The sequence below is a fragment of the Pseudomonas sp. Tav-5-1A genome (genome assembly GCF_055755055.1).
Window position 1 is genome coordinate 276,471 of sequence record NZ_CM146901.1, and the last position, 18,288, is coordinate 294,758.

Genomic DNA, 18,288 nt, shown 5'->3' on the forward strand with positions numbered 1-18,288 from the left:
GCCCTATGCAAAGGATGGATACGTGAGCGAAACAGTCTTGCCCCAAGATGATCTGCAGTCGACGCCCCAGGCGGCTGTCCCCCCTGTGGTGAAGAAGTCTGGCCGTGGCGCCGCCGGTATCGCGGTCGTGGCCTTGCTGCTGGGCGCTGCCGGCGTCGCGGTCGGTGGCTGGAGCGTCTGGCAGTTGCGCCAGTTGCAGGCGGGCCACCAGGCCCAGTCCGGGCAACTGCAGGCGCTCGACAGCCAGGCCCAGGCGTTGAGCCAGGGTGAGCAGGCGCTCACCACGCGCCTGGGGCAACTGCCTAGCGCCGATGAATTGGAAGACCGCCGCCGCCTGGTGGCGCAGTTGCAGGGCGACCAGCAGCGCCTCAGCCAGCGCCTGGAAACGGTGCTGGGTGCCAGCCGCAAGGATTGGCGCCTGGCCGAGGCCGAGCACCTGTTGCGCCTGGCCAGCCTGCGCCTGTCGGCGTTGCAGGACATCGCCAGCGCCAAGGCGCTGGTCCAGGGCGCGGACGAGATCTTGCGCGAACAGGATGACCCCTCGGCCTTCGCCGCCCGTGAACAGCTGGCCAAGTCCCTGGCGTCGCTGGCCAGCGTCGACCAGCCGGACCGCACCGGCCTGTTCCTGCAATTGGGCGCCCTGCGCGACCAGACCGTGGGCCTCTCGGCCCTGGCGCCGGAGTTCCAGGCCCAGGGTGACGCCGAGCGTGCCACCCTGGCCGGCGACGATGACCGCTGGGAGCGCTGGTGGCACAAGATTTCCAGCTATTTCCGCGTTGACTTCCGCCCCGACGAGAACATTCGTCCGCTGCTGGCCGGGCAGAGCCTGAACCAGGTGCGCCTGGCGTTGAGCCTGGCGCTGGAACAGGCCCAGTGGGCCGCGCTCAATGGCGAGCCGAAGGTCTATGGGCAGGCGCTGGATGAGGCCCGCAGCATCCTGCTGGCCAGCTTCAACCAGGACAACACCGAGAGCCGCTCGATGCTGGCCCGCCTGGATGCCCTCAAGGGGCAGCCGGTGTCGGTGGTCACGCCGGACCTCAACGCCAGCCTCGAGGCGGTGCAGAACTACCTGGAGCATCGGCACATGCCTGCCGAGGCACTGATGACCCAGCCGCAAGCGGGGGCACGCCCATGAAGCGTGCCTATGTCCTGGTCTTCATCGCCATTGCCGTGGCCGTCGGCCTGGGGCTGGGCATCGCCAAGCACCCAGGCTACGTGCTGATCGACTACCCCCACGTGTTCCGTTATGAGTCGGGACTGTGGTCCACCCTGGCGGCGCTGGTGGTGCTGGTGCTGGCGGTGTTCGTGCTGTGGGTGTTGCTCAGCCTGGTGCTGACCTCTGCGGGGGTGGTCAATCCCTGGTCTGGCCGCAACCGCCAGCGTCGCACCCAGGTGGCCATCGAGCAGGGCCAACTGGACCTGGCCGAAGGCCGCTGGGCCAGCGCCCAGCGCAACCTGCACCGCGCCGCCGAGGCTGAGCGCCAACCTTTGCTGTATTACCTGGGCGCTGCGCGCGCGGCCAACGAGCTGGGCCGCCACGAAGACTGCGACAACCTGCTTGAGCGCGCCCTGGAGCGTCAGCCCCAGGCCGAGCTTGCGGTGGCCCTGACCCACGCCCAACTGCAAGTGGACCGCAATGACATGCAGGGCGCTCGCGACACCCTCGAAGCCATGCGCGAGCGCCACCCCGGCAACGTCCAGGTGCTGCGCCAGTTGCAGCGCCTGCACCAGCAGCGTGGCGACTGGACCTCGGTGATCCACCTGCTGCCCGAGCTGCGCAAGAGCAAGGCGGTCACCGCTGCTGAACTGACCGAGCTGGAGCACCGGGCCTGGGGCGAAAACCTCACGCTCACCTCTACCCGCGAAGACGGTGAAGCCGCGGTCGAGGCGCTCAAGCGTGCCTGGGAACAGCTCAGCGCCGGCCAGCGCCAGGAGCCTGCGCTGGTGCTGGCCTACGCCGACCAGCTGCGCCAGCTAGGCGCCCAGGCCGACGCGGAGGCCATCCTGCGCGCCACGCTCAAGCGTGGTTACGACAGCCACCTGGCCCGGCTGTATGGCCTGGTGGTAGGCAGCGACCCGGCCAAGCAGTTGCAGGCCGCCGAGGGCTGGCTCAAGCAGCACGCCGACGACTCCAGCCTCCTGCTGACCTTGGGCCGCCTGAGCCTGCAAAACAGCCTGTGGGGCAAGGCGCGCGATTACCTGGAAAGCAGCCTGCGGCTGCAGCGCAACCCCGAAGCCTGCGCTGAACTGGCGCGCTTGCTGGCGCGCCTGGGAGACACCGAGCGCAGCAACCAGCTGTTCCAGGAAGGCCTGGGGCTGCTGGACGAGCGTCTGCTGGCGTTGCCCTTGCCTGAACCTGCCCGCGCCTGAACGGGCGTGATAAACGGCCTGGTAACGTGGCTTGCACGTTGCCGGGCCGCTTCCCTCGACCGACTTTGCCCTGTCCCTGCGCTTCAGTCGGATTTTCCCTACACGAATAGAGAAATGTCCTTCAGGACACAGCTTGAAAGCATTCCGGGCTTTCCTCTACCGTAGTTTTCCAACTGTCGCGTAACTGGATTTGCCATGGTACTGGCTCGATCGCGCTCCTTGTTTCTGCTGGGTTTCCTGATGTCCATGGGCATCCTTGCCGCTGCCTATTACCTGCAATGGCAGATCGGGCTGGTGCCCTGTTCGTTGTGCCTGGTGCAGCGTTTCTTCATTGCCCTGCTGGCCCTTTCCTGCCTGGCAGCCTGTGTCCATGGCCCGGGCCTGCGGGGTATTCGTCGTTATCTGGTCGCGCATACGCTGCTGATCAGCGCGGCTGTCGCGGCGGCCTTGCGGCAGCTGTGGCTGCAGGCCAATGGCGAGCAGCCGAAGGTCGCCTGCCAGCCGGGGCTGGACTACCTGATGGCAACGCTGCCGTTTCCCGAGGCGCTCAAGACCCTGCTCCTGGGGACGCCGGAGTGCGCCCGCGTCAATTGGACGCTGTTGGACATGAGCGTCCCGGAATGGAGCCTGCTGGCCTTGAGCGGCTTGCTGCTGTTGACCTTGGGTGGGTGGCTGCAAGCGCTGCGCCTGGGCGCCCGTGCGCCGTCCTGACTCGGGCCGGTGCCCGGATTTCGGGGGTGGCGTGCGGGTGCGCCGGTTAAACACTTGTATGAACTTTATCGAAGGGACACTTGAAGCGGCAGACGCACGGGCATAATCTCCCAGCACGCACCATAGAAAAACAGACTGCTTTGATTGCTGCTTTTTTCCGAACGGTTCCGCATCCCAGCTGTCTTGGAATGGGCCGATGGCGGCATGACCCAAAAGGGAAGAAAAGACCATGTTGGAAAGTTGTCAGAATGCTCAGGAACGCTGGGGTGGGGTGCACAAGCTGATCGATCGCTGGCTGCAGGAGCGGCAAAAGCTGGTCGAGGCTTTCGACAAGCTTGGCGAGACGCCCGAAGCGCTGGCCGGCAACCGCAAGAAGCTCAAGGAGTTCTGTGGCGTGCTGGTGGACTATGTGTCCGCCGGGCACTTCGAGATCTACGAGCAACTGATCGCCGAGGCCAAGGCGTTCGACGATGAGCGCGGCCTCGAACTGGCCGATACGATTTTCCCGCGCATCGAGGCCATTACCCAGTTCGCGCTGGATTTCAACGACCACTGCGACAAGGGCGACTGCTCCTGCGCAACCACCTTGACCGGCAAGCTCAAGGAGCTGGGCTCAAGGCTGCACGAGCGCTTCGAGCTGGAAGACTGCCTGATCGAAGTGCTGCACAACGCGCACAAGGACGAAGCCACCGCCGTCCAGGCGTGATTTCCCGCCGGCGCTGCTGGGCGGGGCGTCAGGCGCCCACGTCGAGCAGGCTGATCTCGAACACCAGCGGGCTGTAGGGTGGAATCAGGTCGCCGGCGCCGTCGGCGCCATAGGCCTGCTGGGAAGGGATCACCACTCGCCATTTCGCCCCTTTCGGCATCTTCGACAAGGCGGTGCGCCAACCGGCGATCACCGCGTCCAGGCGGAACCACTGCGGTTGCTGGTTCTGGTCGAACACGGTGCCATCGGGCAGGGTGCCTGTATAAGTTACCTGCACGCGGCCATCGGCCGGCGGCAGCGGCCCGCTGCCAGGCGTCAATTCGCTCATCAACACCCCATCTGCCAGCTCATGCACGCCCGCCTTCGCACGTTCGGCGGCCATGAAGCGCTGTTCGGCCATCAAGGCTTTTTCCACCGGCGACGGGGCAGGTTCGGCGCTGGCCTGTTCGTCGTGTTCGCGCAGTATCTGCTCGATGCGCTCGGGCGGCAGCGCCAGGGGCTTGCCCTCGTAGGACTGCTGCAGGCCCTGGAGCAGCGCCTGGATGTCCACCCCGGGTGCTTCTTCACGCAAGCGTTCGCCCAGGCTGGCGCCAAGGCTGTAGGCCAGGTCGTGCGGGCTGGTGGGGGTGTCGGCATGGGCCAGGCCAATCAATAGCCACGGCAACAGCAGCAGGTAACGCGACATGGAGAATTTCCCTGTTCGGAGGCGGGTGATTATGCCAGTCTCGCAAGTTGCCAAGCGAAGAGATTTCAGGTCGATGACAGCAGACTTTTCCATAACTTCTACACTTGTCTCGAACTGCCCTTAACAACAACTTTGCCCAGGCATGCAACGCGGCTCGTTTGGCACTGTCAACAATGTCTAGCGGTGACACTTGCACAGGTCTAGTATGAGCCGCAATCACGTCAGCCAGGAGGTAACCCATGTCGGCTAACAAGAAGCCAGTCAATACCCCGTTGCATTTGCTCCAACAGCTATCGAGCAGCCTGCTCGAGCATTTGGAAAGCGCCTGTTCCCAGGCCCTGGCTGATGCCGAGAAACTGCTGGCCAAGTTGGAAAAACAACGTGGCAAGGCTCAGGAAAAACTGCACAAGTCACGCAGCAAACTTCAAGAAGCCGCCACCGCTGGCAAAGCCAAGGCCCAGGCCAAGGCAAAAGCGGCGGGTGCTGAACTTGAAGAACTGCTGGAAGCCCTGAAAGATCGTCAGGCCGAAACACGTAATTACATCGTGCAACTCAAGCGCGATGCGCAAGAAAGTTTGAAGTTGGCCCAAGGGGTCGGCCGTGTACATGAAGCAGCCGGCAAGGCGCTGACCCAACGTTCGGCCAAGCCTGCGGCCGCTGCTGCTGCCAAGAAAGCCCCGGCTCGCACCGCTGCCAAGCCAGCCGCTGCCAAACCGGCTGCCACCAAGGCCGCTGCCGCCAAGCCGGCTGCCAAGCCAGCTGCCGCGAAACCAGCCGCAGCCAAGCCAGCGGCGAAAACCGCTGCCGCCAAACCGGCCGCCGCCAAGGCGCCAGCGCGGGCTGCTGCCAAGCCGGTAGCTGCAAAAGCCGCCGCCAAGCCAGCCAGTGCAGCCAAGCCTGCGGCCGCGAAACCAGCCGCAGCCAAGCCTGCTGCTGCGAAGCCTGCGGCCAAGCCTGCGGCGAAACCGGCTGCCAAGGCCGCTGCGCGCCCTGCAGCGAAGAAGCCGGCAACGCCTGCAGCCAAGCCGGCAGCGGCCGCTACGCCAGCACCGGCCAGCGCGCCAACCCCGGCTGCCGCTTCGCCTGCGCCATCGAGCCCGGCCAGCAGCAGCGCGCCAAGCGCTTCTTAACCGGCGACACTCGCGGCGTGCAGCCTTTGCAGCGCGCCGCGTTGTTTCTCCCGGGCAATGGGCGGCGCCACGCCGTCCAGCCAGGCCGCCAGGTCGTCGGCGCCTTCTGCCTGCCAATCCTGGGCAAGTAGCTCGATACGTTCCAGCAACTGCCGTTCGGCTTCCAGCTCAAGGGCCTTTACCTGTTCGCGCAGCGCTTCAAGCTCCGGGTCGCTGGCTGCGGCCTCGCGCCAGTTCTGGCGCAGCTGGCGCAAGGGCCGTATGACTTCGTCATGCCAGGGCTGGCCCAGGTCGCGCAGGCGTGCCAGGCGGTCGCCGTTGCAGGCTACCCCCAGTTGCCCCAGCCACGCAGCGCCTAGCAGCAGGCACACATTGGCACCTTCGGCCTGCAATTCAAGGCAGGCTTGCTCGATGCCCAGGCGAGTGTAAAGATCCAGGGAAAAGCTCCACAGGTCAGAGTGCATAGTCCTTCTCGCGCCAGTTGTCGTCGAAGCTGGTAGACTCCGCCGCCATTATGATTCGACTTCAAAGCCTTACTTTACAGCGTGGCCCGCAGCGTCTGCTAGAAGACGCCGAGCTGACCCTGCACGCCGGTCAGAAAGCCGGCCTGATCGGTGCCAACGGCGCCGGCAAATCCACCCTGTTCGCCCTGCTGCGTGGCGAGCTCGTGCCCGATTCCGGTGACTGCCAGTTGCCGGCGGATTGGCGCATCGCTCACATGCGCCAGGAGGTCGATACACTCGACAGAGTAGCCGTTGATTACGTGCTCGACGGGGATTTGCGCCTGCGCGAGGTCCAGCAGCAGCTGGCCGCGGCCGAGGCTGCCCATGACGGCGCAGCGCAGGCCCGCCTGCACGCCGAGCTGGACAGCGCCGACGGCTACACCGCCGATGCGCGCGCCCGCAAGCTGCTGGCTGGCCTGGGCTTCACCAACGAGCAGATGGACCGCCCGGTCGGCAGCTTCTCCGGTGGCTGGCGCATGCGCCTGAACCTGGCGCAGGCGCTGATGTGCCCGTCCGACCTGCTGTTGCTCGACGAGCCCACCAACCACCTGGACCTCGACGCCATCCTGTGGCTGGAAGAGTGGCTCAAGAGCTACCCCGGCACCCTGATGCTGATTTCCCACGACCGCGACTTCCTCGACGCCGTGGTCGACCATGTGGCCCACGTGGAACAGTGCAAGCTGACCCTCTACCGTGGCGGCTACACGGCCTTCGAGCGCGCCCGCGCCGAACGCCTGGCCCAGCAGCAGCAAGCCTACGAGAAGCAGCAGGCCCAGCGCGCGCACATGGAAAAGTACATCGCCCGCTTCAAGGCCCAGGCCACCAAGGCCCGCCAGGCCCAGAGCCGGATCAAGGCGCTGGAGCGGATGGAAGAGCTGTCCGCGGCCCACGTCGATTCGCCGTTCGACTTCGTCTTCCGCGAATCGCAGAAAATCTCCAGCCCGCTGCTGGACCTGTCCGAAGGCCGCCTGGGCTATGGCGACAAGGTCATCCTGGAGAAGGTCAAGCTGCAGCTGACGCCAGGCGCGCGCATCGGCCTGCTGGGCCCCAACGGCGCCGGCAAGTCGACCCTGATCAAGAACCTCGCCGGCGAGCTGTCGCCCATCGGCGGGCGCCTGGTGCGCGGCGAAAACCTCACCGTGGGTTACTTCGCCCAGCACCAGCTCGACTCGCTGGACAGCAAGGCCAGCCCGCTGCTGCACCTGCAGCGCCTGGCGCCGACCGAGCGCGAGCAGACCCTGCGCGACTTCCTCGGCGGTTTCGACTTCCGTGGCGCGCGCATCGACGAGCCGGTGCTGAACTTCTCCGGTGGCGAAAAGGCCCGCCTGGCCCTGGCGCTGATTGCCTGGGAGCGGCCGAACCTGCTGTTGCTCGACGAACCCACCAACCACCTGGACCTGGAAATGCGCCTGGCGCTGACCATGGCCCTGCAGGAATTCAGTGGCGCGGTGCTGGTGGTCTCCCACGACCGTCACCTGCTCAAGAGCACCACCGACGACTTCCTGCTGGTGGCGGACGGCAAGGTCGAGGCCTTCGACGGCGACCTGGACGACTACACCCGCTGGCTGGCCGACTATCGCCTGCGCAACGCGCCGGTGAGCAGCACCCCGGTCAACCCCGACAAGACCGACAAGAAGGCCCAGCGCCAGGCCGCAGCAGCTCTGCGTCAGCAGTTGGCCCCGCACAAGCGCGAGGCCGACAAGCTGGAGGCTGAGCTGGGCAAGGTCCACGAGCAGCTGGCGAAAGTCGAGGCGGCGCTGGGCGACAGCGGCATCTACGAGGCCGCCCGCAAGGACGAGCTGCGAGACCAGCTGGCCCAGCAGGCCAAGCTCAAGGCCCGCGAGGCCGAGCTGGAAGAGGCCTGGATGATGGCGCTGGAAACCCTGGAAACCATGCAGGCCGAGCTCGAGGCGTTGTCGTAGGGGGCCTGGACGCGGCCTATGGCCGCTGCTACGGGTATTCGTAGCAGCGGCCATAGGCCGCGTCCGGCCCCAGAACCGAGATTCTCGTGGCGTTTTCCCCCCACAAGCAGTAGGTTTACCGGTCTACTGATTTTGTTACGAGGTGCGTCATGGCGCTGCAAACCTGGCTGGCATTCTTTGCCGCCTGCTGGATCATCAGTCTTTCCCCGGGCGCTGGCGCCATCGCGTCCATGTCCTGCGGCCTGCAGTACGGTTTCGTACGCGGCTATTGGAATGCCCTGGGACTACAGCTGGGCCTGATCCTGCAGATCGCCATCATCGCCGCCGGCCTTGGCGCCGTGCTGGCCGCCTCCGCTACCGCGTTCACCCTGATCAAGTGGTTCGGCGTGTTTTACCTCGTCTACCTGGCGATCAAGCAGTGGCGCGCGCTGCCTATGGACATGTCCGCCGACTCGGCCGTGCGCCCCATCGGCAAGCCCATGAGCCTGGTGTTCCGCGGCTTCCTGGTGAACGTCAGCAACCCCAAGGCGCTGGTGTTCATGCTGGCGGTGCTGCCGCAGTTCATCAATCCCCATGCTCCGCTGGTGGCCCAGTACGTGACCATCGCAGCCACCATGATCACCGTCGACCTGCTGGTCATGGCCGGCTACACCGGCCTTGCCGCCAAGGTGCTGCGCCTGCTGCGCACGCCACGGCAGCAACAGCGGGTGAACCGCACCTTCGCCGGCCTGTTCATCGCTGCGGCCACCCTGCTGGCGACCCTGCGCCGCGCGCCGGTGTAAGGATGAGCAGCCAGCCCATGCGGGTATGGATCGATGCCGACGCCTGTCCCAAGGCGGCCAAGGACCAGGTCATCAAGTTTGCCCTCAAGCGCCAGTTCGAGGTGCTGATGGTGGCGGGGGTGCCGTTGATCAAGCCGGCGTTCGCCTGCGTGAAACTGGTGGTGGTGCCGGCGGGGCCGGATGCGGCGGACGATTACCTGGTGGAGCACGCCGTGCCCGGTGAACTGGTGATCTGCAGCGACGTGCCGCTGGCCGACCGCCTGGTGAAGAAGGGCGTGGCTTGCCTGGACCCGCGCGGCAAGGAGTTCGACGAGCGCAACATGGGCGAGCGCCTGGCCGTGCGCAACCTGTTCACCGACCTGCGCGAGCAGGGGCAGGTGGGTGGCGGCCAGGCGGGGTATGGTGACAAGGACAAGCAGGCGTTCGCCAACAGCCTGGACCGCATCCTCACCCGCCTGGCGCGTGCTTGAACCTGTAGCAGCGGCCGTCAGGCCGCGTCCCGGGTTAACCCGGACGCAGCCTTCGGCAGCTGCTACGGGGTGGTGAGGTCCAGCACGCGGTCTACCAGTTTGTTGATGCCTTCCGCCGCTTCGCCGATGGTCTTCGCGCTCATGTAGGCCGGCGTGCTCACCAGCTTGCGTGCGGTGTCTTCGACGATGTCGCCGACTGCGCAGCGCTCATGGGTGCCGCCCATCTTGTCGATGGCCTTGGCGGTCTGCTCGTCGGTGCCGATGGTGCAGGTCACGCCCGGCCCGTAGATCTTCGCGGCCAGGGCCGGGGAGATGCAGATCAACCCCACCGGCTTGCCGGCTTCGGCGAAGGCTTCGGCCAGTTCCAGCAGCTGCGCGTTGACCGTGCAGCCGGCGCCCTGGGTGGCGAAGGTGGAGAGATTCTTGGCGGCGCCGAAGCCACCCGGCACGATCAGGGCGTCGAACGCATCGGCGTCGGCTTCTGCCAGGTCCTTGACCTCGCCGCGGGCGATGCGCGCCGACTCCACCAGCACGTTGCGGGTCTCGGGCATTTCCTCGCCGGTGAGGTGGTTGATGACGTGCATCTGCTGCACGTTGGGCGCGAAGCACTGTACCTGCGCACCGCGCTGGTTCAGGCGCAGCAGGGTGATGACGCTCTCGTGGATTTCCGCGCCGTCGTAGACGCCGCAGCCGGAAAGGATCACGGCAACTTTCTTGGTCATGTTGGGTTCTCTCCCGAATTCATGGCGTTAATGTCCCTTGAATTGTCACTGGCCGCCGTAGGGTTTTGCCTACCACAAGCCTAATCTTGGCTGATCTTCCCACGGGTTGTCGCCATGGATCTGATCCTCTACGCCGTACCGTTTTTCTTCCTGCTGATTGCCGTGGAACTGCTGGCCGACCGTTGGCGCGGGCGTCGCAGCTACAGCCTGGCCGATGCCATCAACAGCCTCAGCACCGGCGTGTTGTCCACCACCACGGGGCTGGTCACCAAGGGCCTGGGCCTATTGACCTACGCCTTCGCCTGGCAGCACCTGGCGTTGCTGGCCCTGCCGGGCGAGCGGGCCTGGGTGTGGCTGCTGGCGTTTGTTGGCTACGACTTCTGCTACTACTGGCTGCACCGCCTGGGCCATGAGCGCAACGTACTGTGGGCCGCGCATTCGGTGCACCACCAGAGCGAGGAGTACAACCTGAGCACCGCCCTGCGCCAGACCAGCACCGGGTTTATCTTCGCCTGGCTGTTCTACCTGCCGCTGGCGCTGCTGGGCGTGCCGCCGCTGGTGTTCGCCACGGTGGCGGCGCTGAACCTGCTCTACCAGTTCTGGGTGCACACCCGCCATGTGCCGAAGCTGGGTTGGCTGGAGTGGGTGCTGGTCACGCCGTCCAATCACCGGGTGCACCATGCGCAGAACCTTCTCTACATGGATCGCAATTACGGCGGAGTGTTCATTGTCTGGGATCGCCTGTTCGGCAGCTTCCAGGAGGAAGACGAGCGCGAGCCGGTGATTTTCGGCGTGACCACGCCGCTGCGCAGCTGGAACCCCGTGTGGGCCAACCTGCAGTTCTACGCGCAGTTGTGGGCGGATGCACGGCGCACCCGGCGCTGGCGCGACAAGCTGCGGCTATGGTTCATGCCCACCGGCTGGCGCCCGGCGGATGTGGCGGCACGTTACCCCATGGGCAAGCCCGACCTGGGCCAGTTCAGCCTGTTCCACGTGCCACTGGGGGCGCGCCAGCAGGCGTACGTGGTGGCGCAGTTCGCCGTGCATGTGGCGCTGGGCAGCTACCTGCTGGCCTTTGGTGCGAGCATGCCGCTGGCGGGGCTGCTGCTGGGCTGCGCGTGGATGGGGTGGGGGTTGTTCGTGCTGGGGACGGCGCTGGAGGCGCGCCCGCAGGCCATGCGCCTGGAACTGCTGCGGTTGGGGCTGAACGTGCCGATGGTGGCGCTGGCGGCGCCCTGGGGGCTGTTGCCGGCCAGTGCCTGGGCCTGGCCGGCCTTGCTGGTGTACAGCGTGGCCAGCCTGGGCGGGCTGGCCTGGCAGCGCGGGGCGGGCCTCAGGCTGGGCGCCCCGGCGCGTTGACTACTCGGCTTCCTGGGCGGCCAGCTTGCGGGCCACGCGTGCCGCCTTGATGCGCCGGCGCAGCCACAGCAGGCCACCCAGCACCAGCAGGCCGCCCAGCACCCACAGTTCGTATTTCTTGATGTTGCCCAGCAACCCTTCGAGGATGGCGCCGAAGTGGTAGGCTGCCAGGGCCAGCACCGTGGCCCACACGGCGGCGCCGATGCCATTGAGCAGCAGGTAGCGCCGTGGCGGGTAGCCGGACAGGCCGATGGCCACCGGCATGACGGTGCGCAGGCCGTACACGAAGCGGAAGCTCAGCACCCAGATGTCGGGGTGCTTGCGAATGTGTTCCAGCGCCCGGTCGCCCATGAGCTGCCAGCGCGGCTTGCGCGCGAGCAACTTGCGCCCATGCTTGCGCCCCAGGAAGTACCAGAGCTGGTCGCCGGCGTAGCTGCCGAAGAAGGCAACCACCACGACCAGGTTGATATCCATGTATCCGCGGAACGCAAGAAACCCGGCGAGGACCAGAATCGTCTCGCCTTCGAAAAACGTACCAAGAAAGAGGGCCAGGTAGCCGAAATCCTGCAGAAATTGTTGGAGCATTGTCTGGATGCTGGCGAAATGAACGCGCAGCCTAACCCGTCGCGGCCATTCGGGAAAGTGTCGAAATGTGTCTCGACGTGAACGGCGGGCAGAATGACAATGTCGGAGGCTATCTGTATGGCGTTGACGCAAGATTGTCATGCAACCGTCATAATGGCCGCTTATAACTGTCGCGCCGGCCCGCACGCGTGGGCCCAGGAGTTTGCCGTGAGCCGTGCCCGCGCCCTGCGCCTGCCCTCCCGCCACCGTCAGTGTGATGAGTTGGCGTCCCGCCTCGTCAGTGTCTATAGCCACGCTGCCGACGATACGATCGTGCCAGATGCTGCCTCACCTGATTGCAAACCGTGCCGCTCAACTGAATGAGAGGGCAATTGAGCCCTTCAGGAACGCTAGATGAATAACGAAGCACTTCACGAAACTGCCGTGAAAGAAGCACAGCCCGTGCTTGAGCAGATCATCGAAACGCCACCGGCCATGGAACCGGTCGAAGAGCCCGTGGCCGACGCTACGCCTGCCAGCGCCCCGGCGCCGGTGGCCGTGCCGGGCCTGGATGACAGCAGCCTGTACATCCACCGCGAGCTTTCCCAGTTGCAGTTCAACATCCGCGTGCTGGAACAGGCACTGGATGAGTCCTACCCGCTGCTGGAACGCCTCAAGTTCCTGCTGATCTTCTCCAGCAACCTCGACGAGTTCTTCGAGATTCGCGTGGCGGGCCTGAAGAAACAGATCACCTTCGCCCGTGAACAGGCCGGCGCCGACGGCCTGCAGCCGCACCAGGCGCTGGCACGCATCAGCGAGCTGGTGCACGGCCACGTGGACCGCCAGTACGCGATCCTCAACGACATCCTGCTGCCAGAGCTGGAAAAGCACCAGGTGCGCTTCATCCGTCGCCGCAACTGGACCACCAAGCTCAAGACCTGGGTGCGCCGCTACTTCCGCGACGAAATCGCGCCGATCATCACCCCCATCGGCCTCGACCCCACGCACCCGTTCCCGTTGCTGGTGAACAAGAGCCTGAACTTCATCGTCGAGCTGGAAGGCATCGACGCCTTCGGCCGCGACTCGGGCCTGGCCATCATTCCAGCGCCACGCCTGCTGCCGCGGGTCATCCGCGTGCCGGAAGAAGTGTCGGGCACCGGCGACAACTTCGTGTTCCTGTCGTCGATGATCCACGCCCACGCCGATGACCTGTTCCAGGGCATGAAGGTGAAGGGCTGCTACCAGTTCCGCCTGACCCGTAACGCCGACCTTGCGCTGGACTCCGAAGACGTCGAAGACCTGGCCCGCGCCCTGCGCGGCGAGCTGTTCTCGCGCCGCTACGGCGATGCCGTGCGCCTGGAAGTGGCCGATACCTGCCCCAAACACCTGTCCGACTACCTGCTCAAGCAGTTCAGCCTGTCGGAGTCGGAGCTGTACCAGGTCAACGGCCCGGTCAACCTCACGCGCCTGTTCAGCATCACCGGTCTGGACAGCCACCCGGAGCTGCAATACAAGCCGTTCACCCCGGCCATCCCCAAGCTGCTGCAGAACAGCGAGAACATTTTCAGCGTGATCAGCAAGCAGGACATCCTGCTGCTGCACCCGTTCGAGTCGTTCACCCCCGTGGTCGACCTGCTGCGCCAGGCCGCCAAGGACCCGCACGTGCTGGCCGTGCGCCAGACCCTGTACCGCAGCGGCGCCAACTCGGAAATCGTCGATGCGCTGGTGGACGCCGCGCGTAACGGCAAGGAAGTGACCGCGGTCATCGAACTGCGCGCCCGTTTCGACGAAGAGTCCAACCTGCAAATGGCCAGCCGCCTGCAGGCCGCCGGCGCGGTGGTGATCTACGGCGTGGTGGGCTTCAAGACCCACGCCAAGATGATGCTGATTCTGCGCCGCGAAGCCGGCGAGATCGTGCGCTACGCCCACCTGGGCACCGGCAACTACCACGCCGGCAACGCGCGCCTGTACACCGACTACAGCCTGCTGACCTCCGACGACGCCTTGTGCGAAGACGTGGGCAAGCTGTTCAGCCAACTGATCGGCATGGGCAAGACCCTGCGCATGAAGAAGCTTCTGCACGCGCCGTTCACGCTGAAGAAGGGCATGCTCGACATGATTGCCCGCGAGACCCAGTTCGCCCTGGAAGGCAAGCCGGCGCACATCATCGCCAAGTTCAACTCGCTGACCGACCCCAAGGTCATCCGCGCGCTGTACAAGGCCAGCCAGTCGGGTGTGCGTATCGATTTGGTAGTGCGTGGCATGTGCTGCCTGCGCCCAGGCATTGCCGGGGTGTCGCACAACATTCAGGTGCGCTCGATCATCGGCCGCTTCCTGGAGCACACCCGGGTGTTCTACTTCCTCAACGGGGGCGAAGAGCAGATGTTCCTCTCCAGCGCCGACTGGATGGAGCGCAACCTGGATAAACGCGTGGAGACGTGCTTCCCGGTAGAGGGCAAGAAACTGATCCTGCGGGTGAAGAAGGAGCTGGAAAGCTACCTGACCGACAACACCCACTCGTGGATCCTGCAGCCGGACGGCCGCTACGTGCGTAGCTCGCCAACCGGCAACCAGAACCCGCGCAGCGCCCAGGACACTCTGCTCGAGCGCCTGAGCATCCCGATTCTTACCGTACGGTAAGAATCACGCCGACCCGGGTCAGCCACTCCGCTTCCAGCGCGAAGTCGGCCTGGGTCAGCTGGTTCTCTTCCAGCCAGCCAGCCGGGAATTCCACTTCCAGGCTGTCCTGGCCGGCATACAGCTTCACGGTCGGCATTTCCTGGGTACCACGGATGTGGTGGAACAGGATCGCGAAGCGCAGCAGCACGCACAGGCGAATCAGCTTGATGCCGTCGTCGCCGAATTCGGCGAACTTGTCCTTGGGAATATTGCGCCGGTGGCCACGCACCAGCAGGGCCAGCATTTGCTGGTCTTCGCGGGAGAAGCCGGCCAGGTCCGAGTGCTCGATCAGGTAGGCGCCGTGCTTGTGGTAGTGATAGTGGGCGATGTCCAGGCCCACTTCGTGCACTTTCGCCGCCCAACCCAGCAGTTCACGCCATACGCCGTCTTCCAGGCCCCAGTCCTCGGCCACCTGGTCGAAGGCGTGCAGCGCCTTGCGTTCCACCCGTTCGGCCTGGTCCAGGTCGACGTGGTAGCGTTCCATCAGCGAGCCCAGGGTGCGCTCGCGCACGTCTTCATGGTGGTGACGGCCCAGCAGGTCGTACAGCACGCCTTCGCGCAGGGCGCCTTCGCAGTGGTCCATGCGTTGCAGTTCCAGGGCGTCGAAGATAGCCTCCAGGATCGCCAGGCCCGCCGGGAAGATCGAACGGCGGTCGGGCTTGATGCCGTCGAAGTCGATTTTGTCGACGTCGCCCAGCTTGAACAGCTTGCGCTTGAGCCAGCTCAGGCCCTCGGCATTGACCTCGCCGGTGCCATGGCCGCCCGCCTTCAGGGCCACGCCGATGGCGCGAATGGTGCCCGAGGAGCCGATGGCCTCGTCCCAGGTCAGGCGGTGCAGGGCATTCTCGATGCTCATGATTTCCAGACGCGCGGCAGTGTAGGCCTGGGCGTAGCGCGCCGGGGTGATCTTGCCGTCCTTGAAGTAGCGCTGGGTGAAGCTTACGCAGCCCATCTGCAGGCTTTCGCGCAGCAACGGCTCGAAGCGCTGGCCAATGATGAACTCGGTGCTGCCGCCGCCGATATCGGCTACCAGGCGCTTGCCGGGGGTGTCGGCGAGGGTATGCGAGACGCCCAGGTAGATCAGGCGGGCTTCTTCACGGCCGGAGATGACTTCCACCGGGTGGCCAAGGATTTCCTCGGCGCGGCGGATGAATTCGCCGCGGTTGCGCGCCTCGCGCAGGGCGTTGGTGCCCACGATCCGCACGGCGCCCAGGGGCAGGCCGTTGATCAGCTGGGAAAAGCGCTTGAGGCAGTCGAGGCCGCGCTGCATGGACTCTTCGTCCAGGTTGCGCTGCTCGTCGATGCCGGCTGCCAGCTGAACCTTCTCCCCCAGGCGCTCGAGAATGCGGATTTCATTATGGTGGGCCTTGGCCACTACCATGTGAAAGCTGTTCGAGCCCAGATCGATGGCGGCGATCAGGGAAAGGTTCTTGGGGGTGGCTTGCGGCATGGTCTGAGAATCCCGGTCGATAACCCTGCCATCGTGCCACGAACCAACCCTGCCGCCAACGCGTTTGCAGAGGATGCCCGCCGATACGTAGCTGCAACTGTATTGTGGGAGCTGGCTTGCCAGCGAGCTTTTATGGCCCCAACAGCTCGCTGGCAAGCCAGCTCCCACAGGATGTAGCAGCGGCCGCGGGGGGGGGTGTCGGGTCAGGCGTGCTGCATGCCGATGAAATTGGCCAGTTCCGGGGTCTGCGGTTCGGCGAACAGCTGCTTGGGGTGGCCCACCTCGTGCACCTTGCCCTGGTGCATGAACACCAGCTTGTCGCCCACTTCGCGGGCGAAGCGCATTTCGTGGGTGACCATGATCAGCGTCATGCCGTCCTGGGCCAGCTGGCGCACCACGCTGAGCACCTCGTTGACCAGTTCGGGGTCCAGCGCCGAAGTGATCTCGTCGCACAGCAGCACCTTGGGCGACATGGCCAGGGCGCGGGCGATGGCCACGCGCTGCTGCTGGCCGCCCGACAGGCGGTCGGGGAAGGCGTCGAACTTGTCGCCCAGGCCCACCCGTTCGAGCATCTGCCGGGCCAGCGCCGCGGCCTTGGCCTTGGGCACCTTCTGCACCACCTGCGGCGCCAGCATCACGTTCTCGCCCACGCTCAGGTGCGGGAACAGGTTGAACTGCTGGAACACCATGCCGACCTTCTGGCGCAGGCTGCGCAAATCGGCGCGGGCGGCGTCCAGGTATTCGCCGTCCACCTCGATGACGCCGTCGTTGATCGACTCCAGGCCGTTGAGGGTGCGCAGCAGGGTGCTCTTGCCCGAGCCGCTGCGGCCGATGATGGCCACTACCTGGCCTTCTTCCACGGTCAGGTCGATGCCCTTGAGCACGTGGTGGTCGCCGTAGTATTTGTGCAGGGCGGAAATTCTAAGCAGTGGCATGCAGTCTCCTTTCCAGGTAGCGGGCGCTGAGCGACAGCGGGTAGCACAGGGCGAAATAGCCCAGCGCAACCAGGCCGTAGACGGTGAAGGGTTCGAAGGTGGCGTTGGCGAGCATGCCGCCGGTCTTGGTCAATTCGGTGAAGCCGATGATCGAGGTGACGGCGGTGCCTTTCACCACCTGCACCGAGAAGCCCACGGTGGGCGCCACGGCAATGCGCAGGGCCTGCGGCAGGATCACATGGCGCAGCTGTTCATAAGGCGTCATGGCCAGGCTGGCGGAGGCCTCCCACTGGCCGTTGCCGATGGATTCCACGCAGCCACGCCAGATCTCGGCCAGGTACGCGCTGGTGAACAGTGTCAGGGCCAGGGCGGCGGCCACCCAGGGCGAAATATCGATGCCCAGCAGCGCCACGCCGAAAAACACCAGGAACAGTTGCATCAGCAGCGGCGTGCCCTGGAACAGTTCGATATAGCCGCGCGCAAGCCCGCGAGGCAGGGACTTGTGGCTGATGCGCATCGTCATCACCAGCAGCCCGATCAGCCCGCCACCGATGAACGCCACCAGGCTCAGGGCCAGGGTCCACTGCAGGCCGGTGAGCAGGTTGCGCACGATGTCCCATAAGGTGAAATCCATCAGCGGCTCCTCGCAAGGTAACGGCGGCCCAGCCAATTGAGCAGGGCGCGGATCAGCATGGCCATGGCCAGGTACACCAGGGTGGTCAGCAGGTAGGTCTCGAAGGCGCGGAAATTGCGCGACTGAATGAAGTTGGCGTAGAAGCTCAGCTCCTGGGTGGCGATCTGCGAGCACACCGCCGAACCCAGCATGACGATGATGATCTGGCTGCTCAGGGCCGGCCACACCTTGCCCAGCGCCGGCACCAGCACCACGTGGCGAAACGCCTCGGCGCGGCTCATGGCCAGCGCGGCGGCGGCCTCCAGCTGGCCGCGGGGAATGGCCTGGATGCCGGCGCGGATGATTTCCGTGCTGTAGGCGCCCAGGTTCACCACCATGGCCAGCACCGCCGCCTGCCATTCGCTGATCTGCACGCCCAGGGACGGCAGGCCGAAGAAGATGAAGAACAGTTGCACCAGGAACGGCGTGTTGCGGATCAGTTCCACGTACACGCCGAACAGGCGGGCGAACGGCTGGATCTTCCAGGCCCGCACCACCCCGCCCACGATCCCCAGGCTGACGCCCAGCAGGGCGCCGATGGCCGTCAGTTCCAGGGTGAACAGCGCGCCCTTGAGCAGCAGGTCGGTGTTGGCCAGCACGGGTGCAAAGTCGAAGTGGTAAGCCATA

Annotated in this window: 17 protein-coding genes and 1 pseudogene; 10 read left to right on the top strand and 8 right to left on the bottom strand. The window is 65.4% G+C overall.

The annotated features are described in order from the left end of the window. Positions 1 to 22 precede the first annotated feature (22 nt). From AC0J42_RS01345 to rsd, 4 genes are all read left to right on the top strand, one after another. Positions 23 to 1,135, top strand: coding sequence for a uroporphyrinogen-III C-methyltransferase (locus tag AC0J42_RS01345; protein ID WP_416421883.1), 1,113 nt, complete (start codon positions 23 to 25; stop codon positions 1,133 to 1,135). After that, positions 1,132 to 2,370 carry a heme biosynthesis HemY N-terminal domain-containing protein gene (locus tag AC0J42_RS01350; RefSeq protein ID WP_416421884.1) on the top strand — a complete coding sequence of 413 codons (1,239 nt, stop codon included), beginning with the start codon at positions 1,132 to 1,134 and terminating at the stop codon, positions 2,368 to 2,370. Before AC0J42_RS01345 ends, AC0J42_RS01350 begins: the two co-directional genes overlap by 4 nt. A gap of 195 nt (positions 2,371 to 2,565) precedes the next feature. Then, positions 2,566 to 3,081, top strand: a complete 516-nt coding sequence (locus AC0J42_RS01355) for a disulfide bond formation protein B (RefSeq protein ID WP_473005074.1) — start codon at positions 2,566 to 2,568, stop codon at positions 3,079 to 3,081. A 229-nt stretch (positions 3,082 to 3,310) separates the two neighbouring features. Next, entirely contained in the window at positions 3,311 to 3,787 is a 477-nt protein-coding gene (gene rsd, locus AC0J42_RS01360) for a sigma D regulator (RefSeq protein WP_416421886.1), read from the top strand. A gap of 28 nt (positions 3,788 to 3,815) precedes the next feature. On the opposite strand, the gene AC0J42_RS01365 is transcribed toward rsd, so the two are convergent. Then, positions 3,816 to 4,472: an FKBP-type peptidyl-prolyl cis-trans isomerase gene (locus AC0J42_RS01365; RefSeq protein ID WP_416421887.1), complete on the bottom strand. Its 657-nt coding sequence runs from the start codon at positions 4,470 to 4,472 to the stop codon at positions 3,816 to 3,818. A gap of 239 nt (positions 4,473 to 4,711) precedes the next feature. On the opposite strand from AC0J42_RS01365, the pseudogene AC0J42_RS01370 reads away from it, so the two are divergent. Further along, a pseudogene (locus AC0J42_RS01370) lies at positions 4,712 to 5,587 on the top strand (AlgP family protein); the annotation flags it as partial. Positions 5,588 to 5,598: 11 nt separating this feature from the next. Here the strand turns inward: AC0J42_RS01370 and AC0J42_RS01375 are convergent. Then, positions 5,599 to 6,066, bottom strand: a complete 468-nt coding sequence (locus tag AC0J42_RS01375; protein WP_416421889.1) for a TIGR02444 family protein — start codon at positions 6,064 to 6,066, stop codon at positions 5,599 to 5,601. 50 nt (positions 6,067 to 6,116) lie between these two features. Here AC0J42_RS01375 and AC0J42_RS01380 point away from each other — a divergent pair, with 50 nt between their 5' ends. From AC0J42_RS01380 to AC0J42_RS01390, 3 genes are all read left to right on the top strand, one after another. Beyond that, positions 6,117 to 8,027, top strand: coding sequence for an ATP-binding cassette domain-containing protein (locus tag AC0J42_RS01380; RefSeq protein WP_416421890.1), 1,911 nt, complete (start codon positions 6,117 to 6,119; stop codon positions 8,025 to 8,027). A gap of 149 nt (positions 8,028 to 8,176) precedes the next feature. Next, positions 8,177 to 8,809 carry a LysE family transporter gene (locus AC0J42_RS01385; RefSeq protein WP_416421891.1) on the top strand — a complete coding sequence of 211 codons (633 nt, stop codon included), beginning with the start codon at positions 8,177 to 8,179 and terminating at the stop codon, positions 8,807 to 8,809. Between the two features lie 17 nt (positions 8,810 to 8,826). Further along, positions 8,827 to 9,279 (top strand): YaiI/YqxD family protein, encoded by a 453-nt coding sequence (locus tag AC0J42_RS01390; RefSeq protein WP_416427517.1) that lies wholly within the window; start codon positions 8,827 to 8,829, stop codon positions 9,277 to 9,279. 62 nt (positions 9,280 to 9,341) lie between these two features. On the opposite strand, the gene elbB is transcribed toward AC0J42_RS01390, so the two are convergent. Next, on the bottom strand, positions 9,342 to 10,001 hold the full coding sequence (gene elbB, locus AC0J42_RS01395) for an isoprenoid biosynthesis glyoxalase ElbB (protein WP_473005075.1): 660 nt from the start codon (positions 9,999 to 10,001) through the stop codon (positions 9,342 to 9,344). A 114-nt stretch (positions 10,002 to 10,115) separates the two neighbouring features. Between elbB and AC0J42_RS01400 the strand changes: the two genes are divergently transcribed. Next, positions 10,116 to 11,360 carry a sterol desaturase family protein gene (locus AC0J42_RS01400; protein ID WP_473005076.1) on the top strand — a complete coding sequence of 415 codons (1,245 nt, stop codon included), beginning with the start codon at positions 10,116 to 10,118 and terminating at the stop codon, positions 11,358 to 11,360. On the opposite strand, the gene AC0J42_RS01405 is transcribed toward AC0J42_RS01400, so the two are convergent. Continuing rightward, positions 11,361 to 11,945: a DedA family protein gene (locus AC0J42_RS01405; protein WP_416421894.1), complete on the bottom strand. Its 585-nt coding sequence runs from the start codon at positions 11,943 to 11,945 to the stop codon at positions 11,361 to 11,363. It lies immediately after the preceding gene. Between the two features lie 393 nt (positions 11,946 to 12,338). On the opposite strand from AC0J42_RS01405, the gene ppk1 reads away from it, so the two are divergent. Continuing rightward, positions 12,339 to 14,564 (top strand): polyphosphate kinase 1, encoded by a 2,226-nt coding sequence (ppk1, locus tag AC0J42_RS01410; protein ID WP_416421895.1) that lies wholly within the window; start codon positions 12,339 to 12,341, stop codon positions 14,562 to 14,564. Here the strand turns inward: ppk1 and ppx are convergent. From ppx to AC0J42_RS01430, 4 genes are all read right to left on the bottom strand, one after another. After that, complete coding sequence (gene ppx / locus AC0J42_RS01415; protein ID WP_416421896.1) at positions 14,551 to 16,053, bottom strand: exopolyphosphatase; 1,503 nt, start codon at positions 16,051 to 16,053, stop codon at positions 14,551 to 14,553. The genes ppk1 and ppx overlap by 14 nt on opposite strands. Positions 16,054 to 16,256: 203 nt before the next feature. Beyond that, positions 16,257 to 16,988 (bottom strand): amino acid ABC transporter ATP-binding protein, encoded by a 732-nt coding sequence (locus tag AC0J42_RS01420; protein WP_416421897.1) that lies wholly within the window; start codon positions 16,986 to 16,988, stop codon positions 16,257 to 16,259. Continuing rightward, positions 16,975 to 17,625, bottom strand: a complete 651-nt coding sequence (locus AC0J42_RS01425; RefSeq protein ID WP_473006798.1) for an amino acid ABC transporter permease — start codon at positions 17,623 to 17,625, stop codon at positions 16,975 to 16,977. The genes AC0J42_RS01420 and AC0J42_RS01425 overlap by 14 nt, the downstream gene beginning before the upstream one ends. Next, positions 17,622 to 18,287: an amino acid ABC transporter permease gene (locus tag AC0J42_RS01430; protein ID WP_416421898.1), complete on the bottom strand. Its 666-nt coding sequence runs from the start codon at positions 18,285 to 18,287 to the stop codon at positions 17,622 to 17,624. The genes AC0J42_RS01425 and AC0J42_RS01430 overlap by 4 nt, the downstream gene beginning before the upstream one ends. Between the last annotated feature and the right edge of the window lies 1 nt (position 18,288).